Source organism: Saccharopolyspora mangrovi (assembly GCF_035320975.1).
GTDB classification, from domain to species: domain Bacteria; phylum Actinomycetota; class Actinomycetes; order Mycobacteriales; family Pseudonocardiaceae; genus Saccharopolyspora; species Saccharopolyspora mangrovi.
Map to the genome: position 1 here is coordinate 453,617 of NZ_JAWLNX010000002.1, position 16,200 is coordinate 469,816.

13 protein-coding genes are annotated in these 16,200 nt (G+C 70.6%); 6 read left to right on the plus strand and 7 right to left on the minus strand.

The window, feature by feature from the left end; translation table 11 throughout:
• Positions 1–315 precede the first annotated feature (315 nt).
• Complete coding sequence (locus tag R4I43_RS04675) at positions 316–1,164, plus strand: SAM-dependent methyltransferase (protein ID WP_324264249.1); 849 nt, start codon at positions 316–318, stop codon at positions 1,162–1,164.
• Positions 1,165–1,243: 79 nt separating this feature from the next.
• On the opposite strand, the gene R4I43_RS04680 is transcribed toward R4I43_RS04675, so the two are convergent.
• Positions 1,244–2,113 (minus strand): glycerophosphodiester phosphodiesterase, encoded by an 870-nt coding sequence (locus tag R4I43_RS04680; protein WP_324264250.1) that lies wholly within the window; start codon positions 2,111–2,113, stop codon positions 1,244–1,246.
• A 130-nt stretch (positions 2,114–2,243) separates the two neighbouring features.
• Between R4I43_RS04680 and R4I43_RS04685 the strand changes: the two genes are divergently transcribed.
• A complete protein-coding gene (locus R4I43_RS04685) occupies positions 2,244–3,278 on the plus strand; it encodes an esterase/lipase family protein (RefSeq protein ID WP_324264251.1) in 1,035 nt (344 codons plus the stop codon).
• A 78-nt stretch (positions 3,279–3,356) separates the two neighbouring features.
• On the opposite strand, the gene R4I43_RS04690 is transcribed toward R4I43_RS04685, so the two are convergent.
• Entirely contained in the window at positions 3,357–5,945 is a 2,589-nt protein-coding gene (locus R4I43_RS04690) for a glycoside hydrolase family 78 protein (protein WP_324264252.1), read from the minus strand.
• 319 nt (positions 5,946–6,264) lie between these two features.
• On the opposite strand from R4I43_RS04690, the gene R4I43_RS04695 reads away from it, so the two are divergent.
• Positions 6,265–7,551: an MFS transporter gene (locus R4I43_RS04695; protein WP_324264253.1), complete on the plus strand. Its 1,287-nt coding sequence runs from the start codon at positions 6,265–6,267 to the stop codon at positions 7,549–7,551.
• Between the two features lie 49 nt (positions 7,552–7,600).
• Here R4I43_RS04695 and R4I43_RS04700 read toward each other — a convergent pair whose 3' ends face one another.
• A complete protein-coding gene (locus R4I43_RS04700) occupies positions 7,601–9,007 on the minus strand; it encodes a sugar porter family MFS transporter (RefSeq protein WP_324264254.1) in 1,407 nt (468 codons plus the stop codon).
• A 267-nt stretch (positions 9,008–9,274) separates the two neighbouring features.
• On the minus strand, positions 9,275–10,273 hold the full coding sequence (locus tag R4I43_RS04705) for a zinc-dependent alcohol dehydrogenase family protein (RefSeq protein ID WP_324264255.1): 999 nt from the start codon (positions 10,271–10,273) through the stop codon (positions 9,275–9,277).
• 184 nt (positions 10,274–10,457) lie between these two features.
• Here R4I43_RS04705 and R4I43_RS04710 point away from each other — a divergent pair, with 184 nt between their 5' ends.
• Both R4I43_RS04710 and R4I43_RS04715 read left to right on the plus strand, forming a co-directional pair.
• The gene (locus tag R4I43_RS04710) at positions 10,458–11,453 is read left to right on the plus strand and encodes a LacI family DNA-binding transcriptional regulator (protein ID WP_324264256.1); all 996 of its coding nucleotides are present in this window, start codon (positions 10,458–10,460) and stop codon (positions 11,451–11,453) included.
• A 23-nt stretch (positions 11,454–11,476) separates the two neighbouring features.
• Complete coding sequence (locus R4I43_RS04715; RefSeq protein ID WP_324264307.1) at positions 11,477–12,466, plus strand: carbohydrate kinase family protein; 990 nt, start codon at positions 11,477–11,479, stop codon at positions 12,464–12,466.
• A 20-nt stretch (positions 12,467–12,486) separates the two neighbouring features.
• Here R4I43_RS04715 and R4I43_RS04720 read toward each other — a convergent pair whose 3' ends face one another.
• The 3 genes from R4I43_RS04720 to R4I43_RS04730 all read right to left on the minus strand — a co-directional run bounded on the left by R4I43_RS04720 (position 12,487) and on the right by R4I43_RS04730 (position 14,856).
• Complete coding sequence (locus R4I43_RS04720; RefSeq protein WP_324264257.1) at positions 12,487–13,518, minus strand: aldo/keto reductase; 1,032 nt, start codon at positions 13,516–13,518, stop codon at positions 12,487–12,489.
• A gap of 158 nt (positions 13,519–13,676) precedes the next feature.
• Complete coding sequence (locus R4I43_RS04725; protein ID WP_324264258.1) at positions 13,677–14,051, minus strand: cupin domain-containing protein; 375 nt, start codon at positions 14,049–14,051, stop codon at positions 13,677–13,679.
• Positions 14,052–14,151: 100 nt separating this feature from the next.
• Positions 14,152–14,856 carry a GntR family transcriptional regulator gene (locus R4I43_RS04730; RefSeq protein WP_324264259.1) on the minus strand — a complete coding sequence of 235 codons (705 nt, stop codon included), beginning with the start codon at positions 14,854–14,856 and terminating at the stop codon, positions 14,152–14,154.
• A gap of 100 nt (positions 14,857–14,956) precedes the next feature.
• Between R4I43_RS04730 and R4I43_RS04735 the strand changes: the two genes are divergently transcribed.
• Complete coding sequence (locus R4I43_RS04735) at positions 14,957–16,123, plus strand: mandelate racemase/muconate lactonizing enzyme family protein (RefSeq protein WP_324264260.1); 1,167 nt, start codon at positions 14,957–14,959, stop codon at positions 16,121–16,123.
• Positions 16,124–16,200: the final 77 nt, after the last annotated feature.

Genomic DNA, 16,200 nt, shown 5'->3' on the forward strand with positions numbered 1-16,200 from the left:
CTCCCCCCCCATGGGGGGGGTGGTGCCCCTCCGTCCCCGGCGGGGGGGGGCGGGGGGGGGGGGGGCCCCCGCGCCCCCCCCCCCCCCCCGACCGAGCCCGCGCAACTTCCGCCGCGCCAGGAAACGGGTTTCGTCGGGCCTGTGGAGCGTGCTTCTGCGGGCTGCGAGAACGCCCAGGTGGATCATGGAACCGGCCAGGTTTCGAATTCCGGCAGTTCGCATCGCGAATCTGATTTTTCGGGCCTGTCCCTCCTCACATCACGCCGGTCGGGATGCGATCATCGGGAGGTACGTTTCGAAGTGAGGAGCACGCCCGTGGCCGAAGAGTCCCGCGATGTGGCCGATCTGGACGTCCAGCGTCCGAACCCCGGTCGGATCTACGACTGGTTCCTGGGCGGGAACTCGAACTGGGCGATCGATCGCGTCTTCGGGGAGCGGCTGCTGGGCATGTGGCCGCAGATCGCCGGCGTCGCCCGGCAGAACCGGGCGTTCATGCGGCGGGCGGTCCTGGACGCCTTCGACGCCGGGGTCCGGCAGTTCCTGGACCTGGGCTCGGGCATCCCGACGATGGGCAACGTGCACGAGATCCTCCGGGAATACACCGACGAGCCGGTGCGCGTGGTCTACGTCGACTGCGAGCCGGTGGCGGTGGCCCACACGCGGGTGAACCTGCAGGACAGCGACTGGGCCGGGATCGTGCACGCCGACCTGCTGAACTGGCGCGAGATCCTCAGCGACGACACCACGCGGCGCCTGATCGACCTGGAACAGCCCGTGTTCCTGCTCGCGGTGTCGGTGCTGCAGTTCATCGGCCCGGACGGAAACGTCCCCGAGGTGCTGCGCCGGTACGCCAACAAGCTCGCCGCCGGTTCCCGGGTCGCGATCACCCACTTCGCCTCCGACGTGCCCGACCCCGAGGCGCGGGCCAACATGGAGCGCTTCCGCACCGAGTGCGACGTCACCCCGAACCCGCTGTACCTGCGCGACCGGGCGACCCTCACCGACTGGCTCGACGGCCTCGGCGACCAGTGGCGGGTGCTGGACCCGGGCGTCGCGCAGCTGCCCGACTGGCGGCCCGACCTCATCACCGAGGCGGAGGACAAGGCCGAAGCGGAGAAGATGCGCCCCTACGCCTGGTTCGGCATCAGCGAGAAGTCGGCGTAGCCCCGACACTTCCCGGACCTCCTACGACGACGGCGGCCGGTGAGGCTTCGCAGAACCTCACCGGCCGCCGTTCGCGTCGTCAGGCCGCGGGACGGGCCTTGCGGATCTCCTCGCGCAGGACGTCCGGGCGGTCGCTGATGATCCCGTCGACGCCGTTGGCGATCAGCGCGCGCATCAGCGCCGGGTCGTTGACGGTGTAGGGGTTGATGCGCATGCCGTGCGCGTGGACAGCGGCGACGTACTCCGGGGTTGCGGCCGAGTGGTGCGGGTTGACCTGGTTGGAGTAGGTGGCCACCTCAGCGAGCTGCTCGGTGGACGGCGCGCCGAGCACGCCCACCTGGACCTGCGGGAGCAGGCCGTGGAAGTGGCGGATGAAGTCCCAGTTGAAGCTCTGCACCACCAGGTGCTGCGCCATCGGATCGGGTTGCATCCACTGCGGGCGCTGCTGCAGCTCACCGGCGATGCGCTCGGAGATGCCCGGGTAGAGCTCCGGGGCCTTGGCCTCCAGCAGCAGGCCGGAGGCGGTGAGCTCGAGCTCGTCGAGCACCTCGGCGAAGGTCGGGACGGTCGCGCCGGTGTAGCGCGGGTCCTTCCACGATCCGGCGTCGAGCGTGCGGATCTCCTCCAGCGTGAAGTCCGAAACCCGCCACGGCGCGCGGTCCGGGAACTTCTGCTCGACGTCGGTGGTCCGCGACAGCGTCGTGTCGTGGATGACGACGAGCTGCTCGTCCTTGGTCTGCTGGACGTCGATCTCGACGAGGTCGGCCCGCATCTCGGCACCCAGCCGGACCGCGTCCAGGGTGTTCTCCGGCGCGTACGCGGAGGCTCCGCGGTGGGCGATGTTGGTGACGGTGGCGGTCGGCTCCGCGGGAGCCGCGGTCACCGCCGCCGTGGCCGTCATCGTCGTGAGCAGCGCGGCTGCGGCCACCGCCGCGACCCGGTGCAGCATGGTCGTTCTCCTCGTCAGTGATGTCCGGAATGACGGGAAGATCCTGCTGGGGTCCGGCATCGCCCGCTTGATCGCCGCCGGACCCGCTGGTGTCGCGCGCGTGAACGTTGGGCCGCAACGTCCGACGGGGTTGATCGTTGTCATCGGCATGATCAGCCGTTGGGTGCACAACGTCGTGTTCTCGTTGGGGATCGTCCTGCTGCTCGGCCTGGTGCCGGTGCCCGCGCAGGCCGATTCCGGATTCGCTCCGGTGGACCGGCCGGGACCCCAGCTCAGCGTCCCTCCCGAGCAGCTTCAGGCAGCGCTGTCCTGCCACGGCGACCCGGGTGGCGACCTGCAGCCGGTGCTGCTGAGCCCGGCCACCAGCGTCACCCCGGAGCAGAACTACTCCTGGACCTACGCCAAGGCCTTCACCGCCCAAGACCGCTTCTGGTGCTCGGTGACGATGCCCGACCACACCATGGGCGACATCCAGGTCGCCGGTGAACACCTGGTGCACTCGATCCGCGAGGTGCACCGGTTGACCGGCCAGCGCATCGCGGTGCTCGGGCACTCCCAGGGCGGCATGAGCATGCGCTGGGCGCTGCGGTTCTGGCCCGACGTGCGACCGGTGGTCGACGACGTGATCGGCATGGCCCCCAACCACGGCACCGAAGCGATGCCGGGCTGCGGGCCCAGCCCCACCTCCTGCGAACCGGCGGTGTGGCAGCAGCAGGCCGACACCGAGTTCATGCGGGCGCTCAACAGCCGGACCGAGACCTTCCCGGGGATCAGCTACACCGTCGTCTACACCCGCCACGACGAGGTGGTCACGCCGCCGGAATCCGCCGAGCTGCACACCGGCGACGGCCTGATCTCCAACGTCGCCACCCAGGACGTGTGCGCGACCAACACCTCCACCCACCTGCTGGTCGGCACCATCGACCCGGTCACCTACGCGCTGGAGCACCCCGGCCCGGCCGATCCCGCGCGCGTGGACACCTCGGTGTGCGGCCAGCCGCTCATGCCGCACGTCGACCCGGCGTCGGTCAACACCTACCTGCAACCGCTCTCGGCGCTGCCGGGCCTGGCCAGCACCGCGCTGCCCGGCGTGAACCTGGTGGGCGCCCCGTCGGTCGACCGGGAACCGCAACTGCGCTGCTACGTCTACGCCGCCGGCTGCTGACTGGCGACCCGAGGATCGACATCCACACCCGGGGGCCGGAAACTCCCCTGAGACCCGGCCCAGGCGCGGACCTGCTGGTCAGGCTGAGGCGGCAGGCGGCATCTGGCACGTGTGCACCGCTCGGCCGGAGGGCAGTTCGCGGGTCGTGCCGTCCGGGAGGTCGAGGGTCGCGGTGCAGTTGGCCGGGACCTCGGTGCGGACCGTCAGCGCATCGCCCTCGAGCGACCAGTCGATCGCCACCCGGCCGTAGGGCCCGTCGTGCGCTCCGCGAGCCCACGTCAGACCGCCACCCGGTTGCGGGGCGAAGCGGATCTGCCGCCACCCGGCGGTGGCCGGGGCCAGGCCCGAGATGGTGGAGTGCATCCAGTGGGCCACGGCGCCGAGGGCGTAGTGGTTGAACGAGGTCATCTCGCCCGGGTTGACCGTGCCGTCGGGAAGCATGGAATCCCAGCGCTCCCAGATGGTCGTCGCGCCCATCGTCACCGGGTACAGCCAGGACGGGCAGCCGCGCTCCCGCAACTGGCGGTAGGCCACCTCGATGCCGCCGGTCGACGACAGCGCCTCGGAGACCAGCGGAGTGCCCACGAACCCGGTGGCGATCCGGTAGTCCGCCTCGACCACCAGCTCCCGCAGCCGCTCCCCCGCGCGGGACCTGGCCGCTGCCTTCTCCAGGAGGTCGAAGGCCAGCAGCAGCGCGTAGCCGCACTGGGACTCCTCGAGCAGCGCACCCGCGCCGTCGGTCCAGCGGGCTCGGATCGCCGCGCGGACCTCGGCGGCGAGCGCACCGTAGTGCTCGGCCTCGGCCGTGCGGCCCAGGACCTCGGCGATGTCGGAGAGCCTGCGCGCCGAGTGGGCGAAGTAGGCGCTGGCCACCAGTTCCCGATCGGTCGTGGCCGCCGCCGGGTTGTCCGGCGGCGCTGCCGGGTCCAGCCAGTCCCCCAGCTGGTGATCGCCGGTCCACAGTCGATCCGCTCCGCAACGGCGCTCGAGCAGGTCCACCCACGCCTTCGCGCTGTCCCACTGCCGCTCCAGCAGCAGCCGGTCGCCGGAGGCCACGTAGAGGTCCCACGGGGTGAGCACGCCGGCATCCCCCCAGGCCGCGATCGGCTCGCCCATGTCCCACGATCCGGCGTTGTCCAACGTCGGCACGAACACCGGGACCACGCCCTCGTCGTTCTGCTCGACGGCCAGGTCGCGCATCCACGACGACAGCATCCCCGTCACGTCGTGCAGGAAAGCCGCTGTGCGCGCGAAGACCTGGATGTCACCGGTCCAGCCGAGCCGCTCGTCGCGCTGCGGGCAGTCGGTGGGCAGGTCCACGAAGTTGCCGCGCATCGACCACACGACGTTGTCGTGCAAGGCGTTGAGGTCCGGGTCCGAACAGGCGAACCAGCCGGTGCGGCGCAGATCGCTGTGCAGCACGCGCGCTTCCAGCTCCAGGCCGTCGAGCACCTCGGCCGGGGCCGTCACCTCGGCGTAGCGGAACCCGTGGAAGGTGAACCGCGGTTCCCACTCCTCGACACCGCACCCGGCCAGCACGTAGCGATCGGTCTGCGCGGCCTGCCGCAGCGGGCGGATGTAGATCTCGCCGTCCTGCAGCACCTCGGCGTGCCGGATCACGACCTGCTGACCGGCCTCGCCCCGAACCTGGATCGCCAGTCGTCCCACGAGGTTCTGCCCGAAATCCACCAGCAGCCGGTCCGGGGCGCGGCGCTCGCTGCGCGCCGGGCGCACCACGCGAGTGCGCCGCACCGGAGGCCCGTCCGGTGCCACGAGGGTGGCGGGATCCCGCTCGAACACCTGCACCGGCACCCAGCTCGCGTCGTCGAAACCGGGCTCGGACCAGCCGCGCGGCACCTCGCGGGCGTCGAAGACCTCGCCGTCGTAGATCGACGAGGACAGGATCGGGCTGGGTGCGGCGACCCACTCCGGCCCGCTGGCGATGGTGTCCCGACTACCGTCGGCGTAGCTGACCTCCAGCTGCGCGATGAGCGACTGGTCGGTGCCGTAGCGGTCCCGCGCGCCGCCGCGGAAACCGATGCGGCCGCGGTACCAGCCATCGGCCAGCCACGCGCCGATCGCGTTGTCGCCCTCGACGAGCAGGTCCGTCACGTCGTGGGTGCGGTAGCGCAGCCGCTCGGAGTACACGCTCCAGCCCGGCGACAGGACGTCGTCCCCGACGCGATGCCCGTTGATCTCGACCTCCGCCAGCCCGTGCGCGCTGGAGTGCAGCCGCGCCGAGGTGATCGGGCCGCGCACCGAGAACCCACGTCGCACCAGCCACGGACGCCGCTCGGTACCCGGCTGACCGGGGTCTCCCCCGACCGGGACGGCGACCCAATCCCCCTCGGCCAGACCGCGTTCGACAACCGCGGGTTCGCTCCACGTCGAGACCCCGCTGTCACCGTGCACCCGAACCCGCACGGTCGCGGACTCGCGCGGGGCCAGCGGAGCTTGCGGCCAGGGCCGGTGGCGGGACTCGTCATCGCTGATCGGACCGTGCCTGCTCACCCGCCCACCCCGGACGATCTCCAGCTCGTAGGCGCGTTGCACCCAGCCGGCCGGAGCGGACGTGGTCCAGGACAAGCGGGGCGCGTCGGCGCCGATCCCGATCGGCTCGACGTGGTTCTCGATGGTCGGAGCTTGGGGCGTGACGCTGTCGGTCATGGCATCGAGGTCCTTGTCTCGCGGCTTCCGTGAGGTGCGGGAAAGGGGTTTCCCAAACCCGGGTTGAAAGCTTTCATTTCGAACCCTAGAGGCTCGAATGATGGTGGACAAGAACGAATCGGCTCCAACCTCGAACGACGCGGAAATGGCTCCATGACATGCCCTTTTTGCAGCATTATTTCATTGAATGAGAAACTTGCCGCCCACTTGTTGACACGTAGTCCAGATCACATCACCATCCGATGAAACGATTCATCACTCGTGCTTCGGCGGCCGTGGAACCGCCGCTCTGGTCAGGCCCATCAAAGGAGATTCGCCCATGACCAACCCGGCTCTCACCGCTCGCGACTGGACCCGGTCCACCGTGGCGGGCATGGCGTCCTACCTGGACGCCGCGGCCATCGTCTCGACCGGCACCGCACTGGTGCTGTTCCAGGACGACCTCGGTCTCGACCCGTTGCAGATCGGCGTCCTGTCCTCCCTGCTGACGCTGTCCATCGCCGCCGGCGCGCTCACCGGTGGCCGCCTCGGCGACCGGTTCGGTCGGCGCACCGTGTTCTCGCTGACGATGGTGCTGCTCGCGCTCGGCGCAGGCCTGCTCGCCGCCGCAGCGGGCCCGGTCATGCTCTGCATCGGCGTCGTGCTGATCGGCTACGCCTCCGGAGCGGACCTGCCCGTCTCACTCGCGCTGATCGCCGAAGAAGCACCACCCGGCCAAGCCGGCAAGCTCGTCGGGCTCTCGCAGGTGCTGTGGTTCGGCGGGATCATCGCCACGCAGCTGCTGAGCATCGTCGTCGGCGACCTCGGCAGCACCGGCGGACGCCTGCTCTACGCCCACGTCGCGGTGGTCGCGGTGCTGGTGCTCCTGCTGCGCCTGCGCGTCCCCGAATCGGCGAAGTGGGTGGCCTCGCGCGAGCAGTTCTCCGGAACCGACCCGCAGCGCAAGGCCCCCAGGCTCCGCGAACTGGCCACCAGCGCGCACCTGCTGCCGCTGCTGGGCTTGATCACCTTCTACGCGCTGGTCAACGTCGTGGCCAACACCAAGGGCCAGTTCGGGACCTTCCTCTACGTCAACGTCGCGGGCTCGACCGTGTCGGTGGCCTCGACCATCAGCGTCGTCACCCAGTGCCTCGGCGTGGCGCTGGCGTTGCTGTTCATGAAGGTCGTCGACGGCCGGAACCGCCTGCGCTGGTATCTCTTCGGCGCCGCCTGCTACATCGTGGCGATGGCGATCGTGGTGCTCTTCGGCGTCACGGTCTGGAGCCTGGCCACCTCGGCGATCTTCAGCGCCATCGGCGGAGCCCTGGCCTTCGAGGCGATGCTCAAGGTCTGGTGCCAGGAAGCCTTCCCCACCCTGCTGCGCGCCACCGCGCAGGGCACGGTGGTCGGCGCGGCACGGGTGGTGGCCGCCGGGGCCGCGGCCGTGACACCGATGCTCATGACGAACGCACCCCGCGCGACGTTCGCCGTCCTGCTCGGGGTGGTCACCGCCGGGCTGATCGCGGGCCTGTTCGTCGGACGCTCGGTCCAACAGCACAACCACCTGCGCGACGACGACACCCGGAGCGCCACTGCGGTCGGCGACCCGGCGCAAGAACGCGCCTGAGCCGCGCGCGGCCCCGCCTCGGTCAGGCGGGGCCGCGTTCGCGGAGCCCTCAGGCGGGTTGCTTGACCGGCTCCGGGGCCGGAGCGCCCAGGACCTCCTGCTCGATGGCTTCCAGGCTCTTGCCCTTGGTCTCGATGAGTCCACGTTGGACGAACCAGAACGACAAGACCGCCATCAGCGCGAAGAACAGGAACATCGCGCCCGGACCGGTGATGTCCAGCAGCACCGGGAACACCAGGGCCACCGCCATGTTGAACAACCAGTTGAACACCAGGCAGATGCCCACCGCCGAACCGCGCATCCGCAGCGGGAACAGCTCGGGCAGCATCACCCACTGCACCGGTCCCCACGACACCGCGAACGAGGCGATGTAGACGAGGATGCTGCCCAGCGTGATCGCGACCAGCAGCGGACCGTAGGAGATCCCGGCGACGTTGGCCACGCCCAGCGCCAGCATCGACACGAGCATGCCGATGCTGCCCACCGCCAGCAGCGACTTGCGGCCGACGCGGTCGATCATGCGCAGCGCCGGCAGCGTCATCAGCACGTTGACCACACCGATGCCGACGTTGGCCAGGATCGCGCCGGAGGTGCCGAATCCCAGCGTGGTCAGCAGCGTCGGGGCGTAGTAGATGATGGTGTTGATCCCGATGAAGTTCTGGAAGAACACCAGCCCCAGCCCCAGCAGCACGACCCGGCGGAGCCTGGGGGTGAGCAGTTCCCGGACGCCGACGGCGTTCTCGGCCTCCTTCTCCCGGTCGGCGGCCTCGATCTCGTCGAGCTCCTGCTCGACCTCGGCCGCATCAGCACCGCGCAACTCGGTGAGCACCGCACGCGCCTGGTCGGAACGACCGTGCTTGACCAGCCAACGCGGGCTCTCGGGCTGGAAGTAGATGCCGATGCCCAGCAGCACCGCCGGAACCGCGCCCAGCCCCAGCATCCAGCGCCAGGAACCGGTGTCGGCCAACGCGTAGTCGGTGATGTAGGCGACCAGGATGCCGACGGTGACCAGCAGCTGCATCAGCGAGGTCAGCCCGCCGCGGGACTGCTTGGGCGCCAGTTCGGTCAGGTACAGCGGCACGACCACCGAGGCGATGCCGACACCGATGCCGATGACGAACCGGAAGACCACCAGCATCCACGCCGTGGTCGCCAGCATGGCGCCCACGGTTCCGGCGGTGAACACCACCGCGGCCCACAGGATCAGCTTTCGCCTGCCCCACACGTCGGCGAGCCGGCCGGACGCGCCGGCACCGGCCATCGCACCCACGAGCAGCCCGCTGACCACCAGTCCCTGCTGGAACGGGGACAACGGGATGTCCTGCTTGATGAACAGCATGGCACCGGAGATCACCCCCGTGTCATAACCCCACAAGATCCCGCCGAGCGCCCCGAACATCCAGATCAGCGCGTTGCGCGTGCGCGAACGCGCTGGTGCGGGGGTGGTTGGCGTCATTGCACGTAACCCTTCGTCGGATTCACAGGAGGACGTCTCGCCACGCGCGTCGTGGCGAACCCGTCTAGGTTCTGCTCAGGAATGCGGCGGCAGCCGCTGTTTCAGGTGTGGGACTCAGCCCGCACCGCCGCGGGTTCTGAGGTGGTCCTCCTGCGAGGACGCGCCGACGTGGTGTATTGGCATACATGATGTCGGCGCGCCCGGAGCAGGAGGACCGCCTCAGGTTCCGCCACTGGCACCGCCAAACAACTTGACTCCCGAACAGTTTCAGCGCGCAGTGGGGGCCACGTGGATCTTGTGGCCGGTTCCTGCGCGGAACTTCTCGATCGCCCCGGCGTAGTCCGACAGCGGCAGCGTCGCCGACACCAGCTGCTCCACGTCGACCGCGCCGGAGGCGACCAGCTCGATCGCCGGCTGAAAACCGTTGTGCACGGCCATCGACCCGAGGATGTCGATCTCCTCGTGGTAGACGCGGAACGGCGAGAAGCTGGCCGTGGCGTTCGGGTCGGCGACCCCGAACTGCAGGAAGGTCCCGCCCTTGCGGACCCGGCCGAGGCCGTCCTCGATCGCGGGCACCGCGCCGGTGGCGTCGATGACCACGTCGTAGCCGTCGGGCTGCTCCAGCGCGTCGGCGTGGGTGGTGGCGCGGTCGGCCGCGTAGGACAGCGCGAAGTCCAGGCGCGCGTCGTTGAGGTCGACCACCGACACCGAGGCCGCACCCGAGCGGCGCACCAGCGCCGCCATGAGCAGGCCCATCGTGCCCGCCCCGTAGATCAGGTAGTGCGAACCGGGCAGGCGCGGCAACCGGCTCGCGCCGTGGACCGCGCACGACAGCGGCTCGACCATCGCCCCGGCGGTGTAGGACACCGTCGAGGGCAGCGCGAAGCAGATGCCCGCGGGCACGGCGACCAGCTCGGCGGCGGCTCCGGCCCTGCTCACGCCGATGGCGTCCCACACCTGGCACAGGTTGCCGCGACCGCCCCGGCACCAGCGGCACACGCCGCACGGCAGGTTCGGGTCCACCGCGACGCGGTCACCGACGGCCAGATCGCTCACGCCCTCGCCCAGCTCCACCACCTCGCCGGCGAACTCGTGCCCGGGAGTCAGCGGGTACGGGGTGGGCAGCACCCCGTCGACCAGGTGCAGATCGGTCCCGCACAGCCCGGCGGCGTGCACCCGCACGAGCACCTGCCCGGCGGCCGGTGCCGGCTCGGCGACGTCCTTGACGACGGCCTGACCTGGTCCTTCGATCACTACGGCTTGCACGATCACTCATTCCGTCCGGCGTGCCCTCGGTGCACGCGCGCTGGTTCGCACCGCCCGAGGGGGACGCGGACCGGACCGCCCCGGCGCGGTGTGCCGAGAAAACTAACGTCGGTTTAAGCGCTTAGGCAAGCGCTTAACTTCATGTTAAATTCCCAACCCGCAACCGGGAACGAGGGAGTAGCACGTGGCCACCATCGCCGATGTCGCACGCGTCGCCGGGGTGTCGTCAGCGACGGTGTCCTACGTGCTCAACGGCACGCGCCGGGTGCGGCCGGAGACCAGCGAGGCCGTGCTCAAGGCCGTCGAGCAGGTCGGCTACATCCAGAACACGCTCGCCCGATCGCTGGCCACCGCGCGCACGCTGTCCATCGGCGTGGCGATCTCCTCGGTCAGCAACCCCTACTTCACCGAGATCCTGCAGGGCATCGAAGCCGAGGCCGTCGACCGCGGCTACAGCCTGCTGGTCGCCGACCCGCGCGACGACCCCGACCACGAACTGCGCGTCGTCTCCCACCTGCACCAGCGGCGCATCGACGGCATCGTGCTGGCACCCTCGCCCGAACCGTCGCGGACGATGCGCTACCTGGCCGAGCACGACGTGCCCACCGTCCTGGCCGACCGCGTCGTCGCCGCCGGCTACGACCAGGTCAGCACCGACAACGCCGAGTCCACGGCCGCGCTGGTCGACCACCTGGCCGCGCTCGGACATCGGCGCATCGGGTTCGTGGCGGGCCTGCCCGGGCTGAGCACCACCGACGAGCGGCTGGCCGGCTACCGGGAAGGGCTGCGCCGCAACGACATCCCCGCTGATCCGGAGCTGTTCCGGGAAGGCGCCTCGGAGTCCGAGGCGGCCCGCAGCGCCGCGACCGAGCTGCTCACCGCGCCGCGACCCGCCACGGCGATCATCGCGGCCAACAACGCCATGACCATCGGCACCATGCGGGCCGTGCACGACCTCTCGCGCACCGTCCCCGACGACGTGGCGCTGGTGGCCTTCGACGACTTCCCGTGGGCGGACCTGTTCACACCTCGCCTGACCGCGATCGCCCAGCCCAGCCGCGAGATCGGGGCCGAAGCGCTCCGGCTGCTGCTGGACCGGCTGGACGACCCCACCCGCGACCCCGTCGAGCGCCGGCTGCAATCCCGCTTCATGCACCGGGATTCCTGCGGGTGCCGCTGAACCTCACCGAGAAGGAGCTCACCATGATCGTCGTCGGGGGCGAAGCGCTCATCGACCTGGTCGCCACCGAATCCGTCACCGCGCCAGCGCTTCCCACCCGCGCCTCGCGGCTCGGCGGCGGACCGTACAACGTCGCGATCGCGCTGGCCCGCCTGGGATCAGCGGTGTCGATGTTCTCGCGGATCTCCACAGACGACTTCGGCGAGGCGCTGGTGCACGGGCTGCGCGAGTCCGGTGTGGACACCGCGCTGCTGCAGCGCGGCCCCGAGCCGACCACCCTGGCGGTGGCCTCCCCTGGCCCGGACGGATCGGCCCGCTACAGCTTCTACGTGCAGGGCACGGCCGACCGACTGGTCATCGACCCCGGCCCGCTGCCGCCGCAGGCGCGGGCGCTGTCGCTGGGCACGCTGTCGATGGTGCTCGAACCCGGTGCCAGCGCGTACGAATCGCTGCTGCACCGCGAGTCGGAGCGCGGGGTGTTCGTCGCGTTGGACCCCAACGTGCGGGCGGAGCTCATCGACGACGCGGAGGCCTACCGGCGGCGGTTCGAGCGCTGGCTGCCGCACCTGGGGCTGCTCACGGTGTCCGAAGAGGACGCCTGCTGGCTGGCGCTCGACTCCGAACCGGTCACCGAGGCGGTGCGCCGGTGGGCGAGCATGGGCCCGGCCGCAGTCGTGCTCACCCGCGGTGCCGAAGGTCTCTCGGTCATCACCCCGGACGGTGCCCGAGTCGACGTCGGGTGCCGGCGGTCCGAGGTGGTCGACACCATCGGTGCCGGCGACACCGTCCAGGCCGCGCTGCTGCACTGGCTCCACCACAACAACGCCCTCGACCCCGCCGCGGTCGCCGCCCTACCGGCTGCCGCGTGGCGGCACGCCCTCACCTACGCGGCCACCGCAGCAGCGCTGACCTGCTCCCGCCCAGGGGCGCAGCCGCCCACGGCCGACGAGCTGCCCTCCCCCGCGCTGGCAGCCGAGGGAGTTCCGCGCGAGTTCGCCGCCGATCGCAGCTGACCCGCGCGGAACTCCGGGCGCTACTGCTTGAGGCCGGTGCCGTGGACGCCGTGGCGTTCGATGACGGCGAGCTCGTCGTCGGTCAGCGGCGGGAACTGCAGGGCCTGGACGTTGTGGTCGAGCTGCCACACCGAGCTTGCGCCGATCAGCGCGGAGGTGACCTCCGGGCGCCGCAGCACCCACTGCAGGGCGAGCTGGGCCAGCGACTGGCCGCGCTGCTGGGCGAGCTCGTTGAGCGCGGCGGCCCGCGAGCGGTAGGTGTCGTCGATGACCTCCGGCGACAGGAACGCGCTGTTCTCCGCGCGGGCACCCGAGGGGATCTCCTTCAGGTACTTGTCGGTGAGCAGGCCCTGCGCCAGCGGCGAGTAGACGACCAGGCCGAAGCCGTCGTCGGCGGCCAGGTCGAGCAGACCGCTGTTCTCCGGGGTGCGGTCGAAGATCGAGTAGCGCGGCTGGTGGACCAGCAGCGGCACCCCCGCCTCGCGCAGCAGCTCGGCGGCGCGGTGGGCACGATCGGGCAGGTAGTTCGACAGCCCGACGTAGAGCGCCTTGCCCTGCTGCACGGCGCTGACCAGCGCACCCACCGTCTCCTCCAGCGGGGTGCTCTCGTCCGGGCTGTGGCTGTAGAAGATGTCGACGTAGTCGGTGCCGAGGTCGCGCAGGCTGTGCTCCAGCGAGGACAGCAGCGACTTGCGGGACCCGCCCTTCTGGTACGGGCCGGGGCCGATGGGGTTGCCGGCCTTGGTCGACAGGATCAGCTCGTCGCGGTGCGGCGCCAGGTCCTTGGCCAGCACCGTGCCGAAGAACTTCTGCGCGGCGCGGTGCGGCGGCCCGTAGCGGTCGGCGTTGTCGAAGTGCGTGATGCCGAGGTCGAAGGCGTGCAGCACGATCTCGCGCTGGGTCTCGTACGGGTAGTCGGTGCCGAACTTCTGCCACAGGCCGAAGGAGAACGCGGGCAGGTCCAGGCCGGACGCGCCCGCCCGCCGGTAGTCCATCTGCTCGTAGCGGTCCTCGGCGACCGCGTAGGTCTTCTCGAAAGCCCCGTGGCCCATCGGTCGTCTTCCTCCGGTCTGTCGGATTCGCCGTCTGGACCGGTTGCGCGGTCCAGGTTCCGACAGGTCATGCAACCACTTCGGACACCGCGGAGCAGCTGATCGTCTCGGTTCTCACAGCGCCGCACCGGGCCACCTGGTGCGGCGCCGAAGGCGGATCAGTGCCGCTTGGCGTAGTCGCTGGCGCCGTACCAGTCGACGAGCACAACGTCGTCGTCGCCGACGACCCAGGCGTCGTGGCCTCGCGGCAGCGAGGTGACCGTGCCGGGCCCGACGTCGAACTCGACGCCGTCGGACATCTGCACGTGCAAGGTCCCGGAGACGTGGTACTGGAAGTGCGGTGCTTCGCACCACTCGGTGCCGGCGATGGGTTTGACGTCCTGGCTCCACCGCCAGCCGGGGTGCAGCACGAGCCGTCCGATCGTGCCGCCGGCCATCTCGAGCACTTCCGCTCGGCCGTGTTCGAAGTCGCGTACGTCGTCGGGGTCGTCGAACCCGCGGCGTTCGACCTCCTGCGTGCTGTGCGTGGTCATGATGGGCTCCTCCCGAAGGTCCGGATAACACCACCCTGCGCCCACAACAGGCCCCCGGCCAGGGGATTTCTGCCCGCGCCGCGCGGCGCTGCGGCGCGCCTCAGCCTGCTTCCGGCCGGGCCTGCCCCGAGTCCCGGCGCTCGCGTTCCTCCAGGGCGTCGATCGCCGAACCGGTGAGGCTGCGCTCGATGTGGGCGCGCATGAGCTCCCGGGCACCGGCGGCGTCACCGGCCTCGATGAGGTCGACCAGCTCGTGGTGCTCGCGGTGGTCCCTGGTCCGGGGTTCCTCACCGGGTGGCAGTTCCAGGCCGATGCGCCGGTAGCGGTCCGACTTGTCCCAGAGGTCGTCGAGCATCCGGACCAGCACGTCGTTGCGCGAGGCGAGGTAGAGGGCGCGGTGGAACGAGCGGTGCGCGGTCAGGGCCTCCTCGCCCCAGGCGCGGGTGACCGGCAGCAACCGGGCAGCGCAGGAGCGCAGCGCCGCGAGGTCCTCGTCGGTCCGGCGCTGCGCGGCGAGCTCGGCCGCGGTCGGGTCGAGCGAGAGCCGGACCTCGAACAGCTGGCGCGCTTCGGCCGCGCTCATGCTCGCCACCCGGGCGTCGCGCTGCGAGTCCAGGTCGATCAGCCCCTCGCTGCTGAGCCGGCGCACCGCCTCGCGCAGCGGGGTGAGGCTCATGCCCAGCTCGGCGGCGAGTTCGTGCTGCGCGAGTCGCGCTCCCGGCCGCAGCCCTCCGGACAGGATGCGCTCCCGCAGTTCGACGTAGGCGACGTCGCCCTTGCTCGAGAACACGTGCGCTGCGCACATTCCCAGTCTTCCTCCGCCTCGGGAACCGGGGGGTTGCTTTCACCGGCGACTCGACCCTAGCATCCGGTTGCAATTTATAAATTACAACGAGGAGCTGCTGGTGAAGATCGTCTCTGTGCACGAGGGCGTGGTCCCGATCAGCTCGTCGATCCGCAACGCCTGGATCGACTTCAGCTCGATGGACTGCTCGATCGCCGCCGTCGTCTCCGACGTCGTGCGCGACGGCGAACCCGTCGTCGGCTACGGGTTCAACTCCAACGGCCGCTACAGCGCCGGCGAGATCCTGCGCCGCCGGATCATCCCCCGCCTGCTCGACGCCAACCCGGAGGCGCTGCTGGCCGAGGACGGCCAGCTGGAACCCACTCGCGCGTGGGACTTCCTGATGAACAACGAGAAGCCCGGCGGGCACGGCGAACGATCCGTGGCGGTCGGCGTGATCGACATGGCCCTGTTCGACCTCGCCTCCAAGATCGCCGGACAGCCGCTGTACCGCTGGCTGTCGGACCGCTACGGCGACGGTCACCCCGACGACAGCGTCTTCGTCTACGCGGCGGGCGGCTACTACGCACCCGGCAAGACCCTGCGCGACCTGCAGGACGAGATGAAGGGCTTCCTCGACCAGGGCTACCGCGTGGTCAAGATGAAGATCGGCGGCGCCGACCTGGCCGAAGACCTCAAGCGCATCGAAGCGGTCCTGGAGGTGCTCGACGGCGACGGCTCGCGGCTGGCCGTCGACGTCAACGGACGCTTCGACCTGGCCACCGCCCTGGAGTACGGCAAGGCCATCGAGCCCTACGGCCTGTTCTGGTACGAGGAGGTCGGCGACCCGCTGGACTACCGCCTCAACGCCACCCTCTGCGAGCACTACCAGGGCCCGGTCGCCACCGGGGAGAACCTCTTCTCGCTGCAGGACGCCCGCAACCTCATCCGCTACGGCGGCCTGCGACCCGACCGCGACTACCTGCAGTTCGACCCCGCGCTCAGCTACGGGCTCACCGAATACCTGCGCGTGCAGGAGATGCTCGCCCAGCACGGCTGGTCCTCCCGGCGTTGCATCCCGCACGGCGGGCACCAGTTCTCGCTGCACATCGCCGCCGCCCTCAAGCTCGGCGGCAACGAGTCCTACCCGGGCGAGTTCCAGCCCACCGGCGGGTTCGCCGACGGCGCCGTGGTCGAGGACAGCTACGTCGGACTCACCGACACACCCGGGATCGGGTTCGAGAGCAAAGCCGCCTTCTACGAAGTCCTGCGCGAGCTGCACCGCTGACGCCGAGGCGGGGCGCGCCGCCCGCGGGGGGGCCCCCCGCCCCCCCCCCCCCCTCCCCCCCCCAGGGCCGCCCCCCC

Coding starts and splice junctions, on each gene's coding strand:
- R4I43_RS04730 (WP_324264259.1), bottom strand. CDS start 14,856: ATGTGCGCAGCGCACGTGTTCTCGAGCAAGGGCGACGTCGCCTACGTC.
- R4I43_RS04690 (WP_324264252.1), bottom strand. CDS start 5,945: ATGACCGACAGCGTCACGCCCCAAGCTCCGACCATCGAGAACCACGTC.
- R4I43_RS04700 (WP_324264254.1), bottom strand. CDS start 9,007: ATGACGCCAACCACCCCCGCACCAGCGCGTTCGCGCACGCGCAACGCG.
- R4I43_RS04695 (WP_324264253.1), top strand. CDS start 6,265: ATGACCAACCCGGCTCTCACCGCTCGCGACTGGACCCGGTCCACCGTG.
- R4I43_RS04725 (WP_324264258.1), bottom strand. CDS start 14,051: ATGACCACGCACAGCACGCAGGAGGTCGAACGCCGCGGGTTCGACGAC.
- R4I43_RS04720 (WP_324264257.1), bottom strand. CDS start 13,518: ATGGGCCACGGGGCTTTCGAGAAGACCTACGCGGTCGCCGAGGACCGC.
- R4I43_RS04680 (WP_324264250.1), bottom strand. CDS start 2,113: ATGCTGCACCGGGTCGCGGCGGTGGCCGCAGCCGCGCTGCTCACGACG.
- R4I43_RS04715 (WP_324264307.1), top strand. CDS start 11,477: ATGATCGTCGTCGGGGGCGAAGCGCTCATCGACCTGGTCGCCACCGAA.